Below are 8,312 nucleotides of genomic sequence, written 5' to 3' on the forward strand. Positions count from 1 at the left end.
TCACCCCAAACTCACAAAACTATCCATCACCCGCTTCCGCCCGGCGCTCTCGAAGTCGATCTCCAGCTTGTTCCCCTCGATCTCCGCGATCGAGCCGTAGCCGAACTTCTGGTGAAACACCCGCATCCCCACGGACAGGTCGTCGCGCCCCTTGTTGCCGATGCTCACCGCGCTTGCCCGCGCCTCCACCACCCGTGAGGGCTCGCGCGTAAAGGTTCGGCTGGTGAACCCGCCGCCATTGGGCGCCACGCCCGCCGCGCGTTGCCAGCCCGGCCCGCGGCCCGTGCCGCGCGCCACGTCCGCGAAGGGGTCGGCGCGTTCGGACCAGTTGGCGCGCCACAGGCTTTCGCCGCCGCTCATCGAATTTTCCTGCTCGATATGCGCATCGGGCAGTTCGCCCACGAAGCGGCTCGGGATGCTCGAGGTCCATTGGCCGTAGATGCGGCGATTGGCGGCATGGAGGATGATCGCGCGGCGCCGCGCGCGGGTGATCGCGACATAGGCGAGGCGGCGTTCCTCCTCCAGTGAGGCGATGCCGCCCTCGTCGAGCGCGCGTTGCGAGGGGAACAGGCCTTCTTCCCAGCCGACGAGGAAGACGGTGTCATATTCCAGGCCCTTGGCGGCGTGGATCGTCATGATCGTCACCCGCGCCTCGCCCGCCTGTGCCTCGTTGTCCATCACCAGGCTGACATGCTCGAGGAAGGCGCCGAGATTCTCATACTCCTCCATCGCGCGGATCAGCTCGGTGAGGTTCTCCAGCCGGCCGGCGGCCTCGGCCGATTTCTCGGCCTGCCACATGCCGGTATAGCCGCTCTCGTCGAGGATCTGCCGGGCCAGCTCGGGATGCGGGATCTCGCCCGCCATGCCGCGCCAGCGCGCCATGTCGCCGACGAGATTGCCCAGTGCGCGGCGCGCGGCGCCGGTCAGCTCGTCGGTGTCGAGGATGCGCGCGGCGGCGACGGTCAGCGGCACATCCTCGGCGCGGGCGAGCTGGTGGACCTTCTGCACTGCCTTGTCGCCAAGGCCGCGCTTCGGCGTGTTGACGATGCGTTCGAAGGCCAGGTCGTCGGCCGGCTGCGCGACGACGCGCAGATAGGCGATCGCGTCGCGGATCTCGAGCCGTTCGTAGAAGCGCTGCCCGCCGAGGATCTTGTGCGGCAGGCCGATAGTGATGAAGCGTTCCTCGAACTCGCGCGTCTGGTGCTGCGCGCGGACCAGGATGGCGATGTCGTCGAGGCTCTTGCCCGCCCGCTGGCAGGACTCGATCTCCTCGCCGACGCGGCGCGCTTCCTCGGGGCCGTCCCACACGCCGAGCACCTTGACCTTCTCGCCCTCGCTCGCATCGGTCCATAGCGACTTGCCGAGCCGGCCGCTGTTATTGGCGATCACGCCCGAGGCCGCGGCGAGGATGTGCGGGGTGGAGCGGTAATTCTGCTCGAGCCGGATCACCCTGGCGCCGGGGAAGTCCTTTTCGAACTTCAGGATATTCTCCACCTGCGCGCCGCGCCACGAATAGATCGACTGGTCGTCGTCGCCGACGCAGCAGAGGTTCTTGCTCTCCTGCGCGAGCAGGCGGAGCCAGAGATACTGGACGCTGTTGGTGTCCTGATATTCGTCGACCATGATATATTTGAAGCGGCGCTGATAGTCGGCGAGCACGCCGCGATCGCGCTTCAATATGGTCAGCATGTGGAGTAGCAGGTCGCCGAAATCGCAGGCGTTGAGCGCCTTCAGCCGGGCCTGGTATTGCGCGTACATCTCGCGCCCGCGGCCATTGGCGTAGAGCTCGCTTTCGCCGGCATCGATGTCGGACGGCGTCAGGCCCTTGTTCTTCCACTGGTCGATCAGCCCGGCGAGCTGGCGCGCGGGCCAGCGTTTCTCGTCGAGATCGGCGGCGAGGATGAGCTGTTTCAGCAGGCGCAGCTGATCGTCGGTGTCGAGGATGGTGAAATTGCTCTGCAGCCCGACCAGCTCGGCATGGCGGCGCAGCATCTTCGCGCCGATCGCGTGGAAGGTGCCGAGCCAGGGCATGCCCTCCACCACATCGCCGACGAGCCGGCCGACCCGGTCGCGCATCTCGCGCGCGGCCTTGTTGGTGAAGGTGACCGACAGGATCTCGGACGGCCAGGCCTTTTTGGTGAAGAGCAGATGGGCGAGGCGCGCGGTGAGCGCCGCCGTCTTGCCCGTGCCGGCGCCGGCAAGGACGAGCACCGGGCCCTCGGTGGTGAGCACGGCCTCGCGCTGCGGGGCGTTCAGGCCTGACAGGTAAGGCGGGTCTTGAGGTGTGGGCGCGGGGAGACTCATCGGTGAACAGGTAGGGAACGCGGCGGTTTGGGGCAAGCTTGCTTCTGCTCCCTCTGCCCTTGCGGGAAGGAGGAGCGGAAAGACGGAAGGGTGAGCGTGATCGCATTTGGAGCGGCGCGACAAGGGAGGCGCCGGAGAAGGGGGTTCACGCGAAGGCGCGAAGCCGCGAAGATGTTTGGAGGCGATCGAACGGACCGCGTATCACGGAGCGTCTATCCAAAACTTCGCGGCTTCGCGCCTTCGCGTGAACCAATTCTTCCGTTTCACCAGGCCAGAAACAAACGCGGTGCGCTCGATATGTGATCACCCTGCCCGCCGGGAGAGGGAGAATAGCGAGTCTTCACGCCGTCATTTTTCCTCGGCTACAAAGTGACCGCCACCTGGAGTCGCATCATCATGATTTCACGCCGAAACCTGCTCGGAGGAATGGCCGCCGCAACGATCCTGCCCGTCGGTGGACTGCGGGCCGCCGCAGCGGCGCGGCCGCCGGTGACCATCCCGATCGCACTGGAGGAAGGCCGCGTGCTGGTGGCGTGCGGCGTGGCGGGGCAGGGGCCGTTCTTCTTCGCGATGGATACCGGTGGTGTGGTCGGCCTGATCCGGGACGATCTCGCGAAGCGGCTGGGGCTGGTGAAGAAGACGACCGCGTCGCTCGGCATCGGCGGGGAGAAACGCATCTACCCGATCTACGATGCGCGCGACTTCATCATCGGCGGCAGCCTGCGCGACGAGGATGTGGCGCTGGCGGGAACCGACCGGGTGTCGTTCGGCGACGACGTGTCGGGGTCGCTCGCGGCGGGGGCGATGACCGCCTTCGACAGCGAGCTGGATTTCGGCAAGGGCGAGTGGCGCATCTACCGCGACGGCATCACGGATCGCACCGGCTATGTCCGGCTCGCCTCCGAGATCCGGCATCACAATCTGGTCAACGGGTCTGCCTATATCTTCGCCGACGTGATGCTCGACGGGCAGAGCTATCGCTTCCTGCTCGATACCGGCGCGCCGGTCGCGGCGCGGCTTTATGGCCCTGCCTCGCGCAAGAGCGGCTTGTGGAACGATGCGAAGCCCTGGGTGCCGCTCGCGGCGCGCGGGGAGCATGCGAGCCGCCTGGTGCGCGCGGGCAGCCTGCAGATCGGCGATACGAGGTTCGATGCGCCGCTGGTCGTGGTCGAAAGCGGTTCGGCCGGCCGCTACGAGATCGCGGACGGCTATATCGGCCTGCCCCTGCTGCGCCGCCTCAACCTGGCGAGCGACGTCAAGGCGGGCATCATGTGGGTCCGGCCTAACCAGCTTCCGCCCGTTCCGGACCGTTACGCCATGTCCGGCATCTGGATCGACCGGAAGGGCGAGGGCATCATGGTCGGGCAGGTCGGCCGCGGCAGCCCGGGCGAGAAGGCGGGCGTGCAGGTGGGCGACGAGATCGTCGGCGAGCGGTTCGGCCCGCTGATCGGCAAGCTCGACGGGCGGCGCAGCGGCGCGGTGGCGGTGCCGTTGTCGCTCCGGCGCGGCGGCCGGGCGCTGCAGGTGACGGTGACGCCGGCGCCCTATCTTTGAGATGAAAAGGGTGGCGGACCTGCCTCGTCATCGGTAAAGACGCCGCCCAGGACGAACGACAAGGGCTGCGAAGCCGACGGCCCCGGGAGGGGACGGACCTTGTCATCAACTTGTCACACAAGCGCGCAAAGCGGTTTCACCATGGCAACGACATTCTCAACGCTCGCCGATTCGGACGAGCGATCTTCTGGTGGGCCCCGGCTCGATCAGTCGATGCATCCTGCCGGCCGCTGGCTGTTCCTCGCGGTGCTGCTCGGCGGCCTGGCCTATGCCGGGTTCAGCATCTTCATCGACACCGCCCAGGTCGGTGAGCAGATGGCGACGGGCGTGTTCCTGTTCCTCGGCCTCGCGCTGGTGATCGCGCTCGGCTTCGAGTTCGTGAACGGATTCCACGACACCGCCAACGCCGTCGCGACGGTGATCTACACCAACTCCATGCCCGCGCATGTCGCGGTGGTGTGGTCGGGTTTCTTCAATTTCCTCGGCGTGATGTTCTCCAGCGGGGCGGTGGCCTATTCGATCATCACCCTGTTGCCGGTCGACCTGATCCTGCATGTCGGCAGCAATGCCGGCTTCGCGATGATCTTCGCGCTGCTGCTCGCGGCGGTGATCTGGAACCTCGCGACCTGGTATGTCGGCCTGCCCAATTCCTCCAGCCATGCGCTGATCGGCTCGATCCTCGGCGTCGGCTTCGCCAACCAGCTGCTGTCGGCGAGCAAGGGCGGCACCTCGGGCGTCGACTGGAGCCAGGCCTACAAGATCCTGACCGGGCTGTGGATGGCGCCGCTGATCGGCTTCTTCGCCGCGATGGCGCTGCTGTTCGTGATGAAGATGGTGCTGCGCAACCCCAAGCTCTACCGCGAGCCTGAGGCCAATGCGCCGCCGCCGCGGGGCATCCGCGCGCTGCTGATCGCGACCTGCACCGCCGTCTCCTTCGCCCATGGCGGCAATGACGGGCAGAAGGGCATGGGCCTGATCATGCTGATCCTGATCGGCTGCGCGCCGACCGCCTATGCGCTCAACCGCACCATGCCGGAAAGCGCGATGCCGGCCTTCGTGGCGAGTGCGACCAGCGCGGCCTCGGCGTTCAGCGGCCATGCCGCGGGCGCCGCGAGCAACGACGTGGGCGTGGCGCGGGACACCCTGACGCGCGCGCTCCAGACCAAGCAGGCGGCGAGCCCGCAGGTCTATGCCGCGGTCGATACGCTGTCGCGCGACGTGAGCCAGCGGATCAGCGGCTTCGGCTCGCTCGACAAGGTGCCGGCGGCGGCGACGCCGAACCTGCGCAACGACATGTATCTGGTGCTCGACACCACGCGGCTGGTGACCAAGGATCCGGCGGCGGCGAAGACCTTCTCCGGACCCGAGCTGAAGACGATCGACGGCTATCAGAAGCATCTCGAAGAGGGCACGCGCTTCATCCCGCTCTGGGTGAAGATCACCGTCGCGATCGCGCTGGGGCTGGGCACGATGGTCGGCTGGAAGCGGATCGTCGTCACGGTGGGCGAGCGGATCGGCAAGACTCACCTGACCTATGGCATGGGCGCCTCGGCCGAGCTGGTCGCGGCGGGCACGATCTTCGCGGCCGAACATTACGGCCTGCCGGTGTCGACCACGCATATCCTGACCAGCGGCGTCGCCGGCGCCTCGGTGGCGAACGGCGCCGGTCTGCGCGCGCGTACGATCGGCAGCATGGCGCTGGCCTGGGTGATGACGCTGCCGGCGGCGATGCTGCTGGCGGGCGGGCTCTACTGGCTGATGCTGACCTTGCTGGATACGTTCGCGACGCGTTGAGGAGTCCCTTTCTCAACGGGAGAGCGAAGGGAGGAGCGAAGCGACGAAAAAGGGTGGGGCGACCGCCTTCACCTCATACGTCATGCCGGACCTGTTCCGGCATCCATCGTCCCGTAAGCGCAACGAGCATTGTTTCTCCGGCACGATGGACCCCGGAACAAGTCCGGGGTGACGGACCGGAAAGGTAGTGCAGGCCATTTCGCCGGCTCTGTCGGAAGAGGGAATAGTTTCTTGACCGAAAGGACTGGCCGCGCGAACCAGTGGCCATGAACTCATCCCCCATGACCGCGCACAAGCGCGTGCTGCTCGCCAGCCTGATCGGCACCTCGGTCGAGTTCTACGATTTCTACATTTACGCGACCGCCGCCGCCTTGGTGTTCGGGCCGCTATTCTTTCCGGCCGAGGACCAGTCGGCGCAATTGCTGCTGTCCTATGCCAGTTTCGGCCTCGCCTTCATCGCGCGGCCGGTGGGTGCGGCGATCTTCGGGCATTTCGGGGACCGGATCGGGCGCAAGTCCACGCTCGTCGCCTCGCTGATGCTGATGGGCGGATCGACCGTCGCGATCGCCTTCCTGCCGACCTATGCCCAGATCGGCTGGGTCGCGCCGCTGATCCTGTGCATCCTGCGGTTCGGCCAGGGGCTCGGGCTCGGCGGCGAATGGGGCGGGGCGGCGCTGCTCGCGGTGGAGAATGCGCCGCCGGGCTGGCGCAACCGCTACGGCATGTTCCCGCCGCTCGGCGCGCCGGTGGGGTTCATCGCGGCGAACGGTTTCTTCCTGATCCTCGGCGCCACCCTGACCGATGCGCAGTTCCGCGACTGGGGCTGGCGGCTGCCCTTCCTCGCCAGCGCGGTGCTGGTCGCACTGGGGCTGTGGGTGCGGCTGAAGCTGACCGAGACACCGGCCTTCCTCGAAGCCGCGAAGGAGGAGAAGCTGCCCAAGGTGCCGATCGTCACCTTGTTCCGCGATCATCTCCGCCCCACCATGGCCGGCATCTTCGGCGTGGTGGCCTGCTTCGCGCTCTTCTACCTCGCGACCGCCTTTGCGCTCGGATACGGCACCACGACGCTCGGCCATAACCGCCAGGCGTTCCTCGCGGTCGAACTCGCCGCGATCCTGTTCCTCGCGCTTGGCGTGATCGTCGCGAGCGTGCTGGCGGATCGGCACAGCGCGACCGCGATGCTGCGCTGGGGCTTTGCCGGCGCCGCGGTGGCGGGGCTGCTGATGGGGCCGATGCTCGGCGCGGCGTCGCTGTTTGTCGTGTTCCTGTGGCTGGCCTTTGCGCTGTTCGTGATGGGCTTTGCCTATGGCCCGCTCGGCGGCTGGTTGCCCGAACTGTTCCCGGCCGAGGTGCGCTATACCGGCGTGTCGATGACCTTCAATGTCGGCGGCATCCTGGGCGGCGCGATGGCGCCGATCGTGGCGTCCTGGCTGGCGGCCAAAGGCGGGCTGGGGCTGGTTGGGGTCTATCTGCTGGTGGCGGGCCTGCTCAGCTTTGGCGGGCTGGCTCTGCTGCGCAAGACACGCGTGCCTTTGGTGTAACCGTCATGCCGGACTGGTTCCGGCATCCATGTCTGCGCAAGAGCCTCAACTGATGGGTGTGCGGCACGATGGACCCCGGAACAGGTCCGGGGTGACGTAGTGAGTAGGGCTAGCCGGCGCGGCGCAGCAGGGTGATCTTCATCTTGCCGTGCGTGCGTTCGGCATCGCTCGTGAAACCATCGACCTCGACCGTCTCGGTCTTGGCGGTCTCGATGCTGATCCAGGTCGCGTCACTCACCCAGCCGAGCCGGTTGAGCCGGTCGAGCGCGACCATGCCGGCGCCGGTGCCATAGGGCGGGTCCATCAGGATCACGTCGAGCGGCTGGGTGGCGGGCGGCAGGGCCAGCACCGATTGTGCGCGGACATCGGCTTTCGTGCCGAGCTTGGCGATATTGGCCTTGAGGGCATCGATCGCGGCACGGTCCTGCTCGACGAAGATGCACGATCCTGCACCGCGCGACAGCGCCTCGAGCCCGAGCGCGCCCGATCCGGCGAAGAGATCGGCGACCGCCAGCCCCTCGAAGCTGCCGAGGCGGCTGGTGAGCATCGAGAACAGCGCCTCGCGTGTGCGGTCGGCGGTGGGGCGGGTGGCATCGCCCTTGGGGGCGATAATGGCGCGGCCGCGCCACAGGCCGGAGATGATACGCATGACTTATTTCCGGGTGCGGGGTTTGGGCTTGGGTTTGGCCCAGCCGGCCTTGGGGCGCGGCTTGCCGGCGGGTTTGCCAGCGGGCTTGGCGGCGCGGGTGTCCGACGGCGCCTCGTCGCGCGGCGGGCGCTGGGGCTTGGCACGGACGTTGCGGCCGAGTTCGGGATTGAACACGCGCGCCGGTCGGCTCTCGCCCGGAGGCGCGGCCTTGCCGCCGCCCTTGGGCTTGGCGTCGTAGAAGCGCTTGGGCTTCACGCCCGCGGGAGACGGCGCCGGACGGGCAGCGCGTTCCTCGGCCGGGCGGCTGTCGCGCGGCGACCATGTCGCCGGCTTGTCGCCATTGCGTGGGGGCGCGGGCGCGCGGCGCGCCGGACGCACGTCGAAGGCGGCGCGGTCGGCCTTGGCGGCGTCTTCGCGCGTGATGCGAGCGGCGGGGCGGACGGCACGCTTGGGCGCTTCCTGTGCGATCC

Annotated in this window: 5 protein-coding genes and 1 pseudogene; 3 read left to right on the top strand and 3 right to left on the bottom strand. The window is 67.7% G+C overall.

Annotated elements, in window-relative coordinates:
- Positions 1-2,304: an ATP-dependent helicase gene (locus AC1DX5_RS21970; protein ID WP_478017362.1), complete on the bottom strand. Its 2,304-nt coding sequence runs from the start codon at positions 2,302-2,304 to the stop codon at positions 1-3.
- Between the two features lie 426 nt (positions 2,305-2,730).
- Here AC1DX5_RS21970 and AC1DX5_RS21975 point away from each other — a divergent pair, with 426 nt between their 5' ends.
- From AC1DX5_RS21975 to AC1DX5_RS21985, 3 genes are all read left to right on the top strand, one after another.
- Positions 2,731-3,858 carry a pepsin/retropepsin-like aspartic protease family protein gene (locus AC1DX5_RS21975; RefSeq protein ID WP_478017363.1) on the top strand — a complete coding sequence of 376 codons (1,128 nt, stop codon included), beginning with the start codon at positions 2,731-2,733 and terminating at the stop codon, positions 3,856-3,858.
- A gap of 141 nt (positions 3,859-3,999) precedes the next feature.
- Positions 4,000-5,652, top strand: a complete 1,653-nt coding sequence (locus AC1DX5_RS21980) for an inorganic phosphate transporter (RefSeq protein ID WP_478017364.1) — start codon at positions 4,000-4,002, stop codon at positions 5,650-5,652.
- 266 nt (positions 5,653-5,918) lie between these two features.
- Positions 5,919-7,193: an MFS transporter gene (locus AC1DX5_RS21985; RefSeq protein WP_478017365.1), complete on the top strand. Its 1,275-nt coding sequence runs from the start codon at positions 5,919-5,921 to the stop codon at positions 7,191-7,193.
- 109 nt (positions 7,194-7,302) lie between these two features.
- Here AC1DX5_RS21985 and rsmD read toward each other — a convergent pair whose 3' ends face one another.
- Both rsmD and AC1DX5_RS21995 read right to left on the bottom strand, forming a co-directional pair.
- Entirely contained in the window at positions 7,303-7,842 is a 540-nt protein-coding gene (rsmD, locus tag AC1DX5_RS21990) for a 16S rRNA (guanine(966)-N(2))-methyltransferase RsmD (protein WP_465172946.1), read from the bottom strand.
- 3 nt (positions 7,843-7,845) lie between these two features.
- Positions 7,846-8,312, bottom strand: a pseudogene (locus AC1DX5_RS21995) (hypothetical protein); the annotation flags it as partial.

This window comes from Sphingomonas sp. P2_B6 (genome assembly GCF_056404755.1).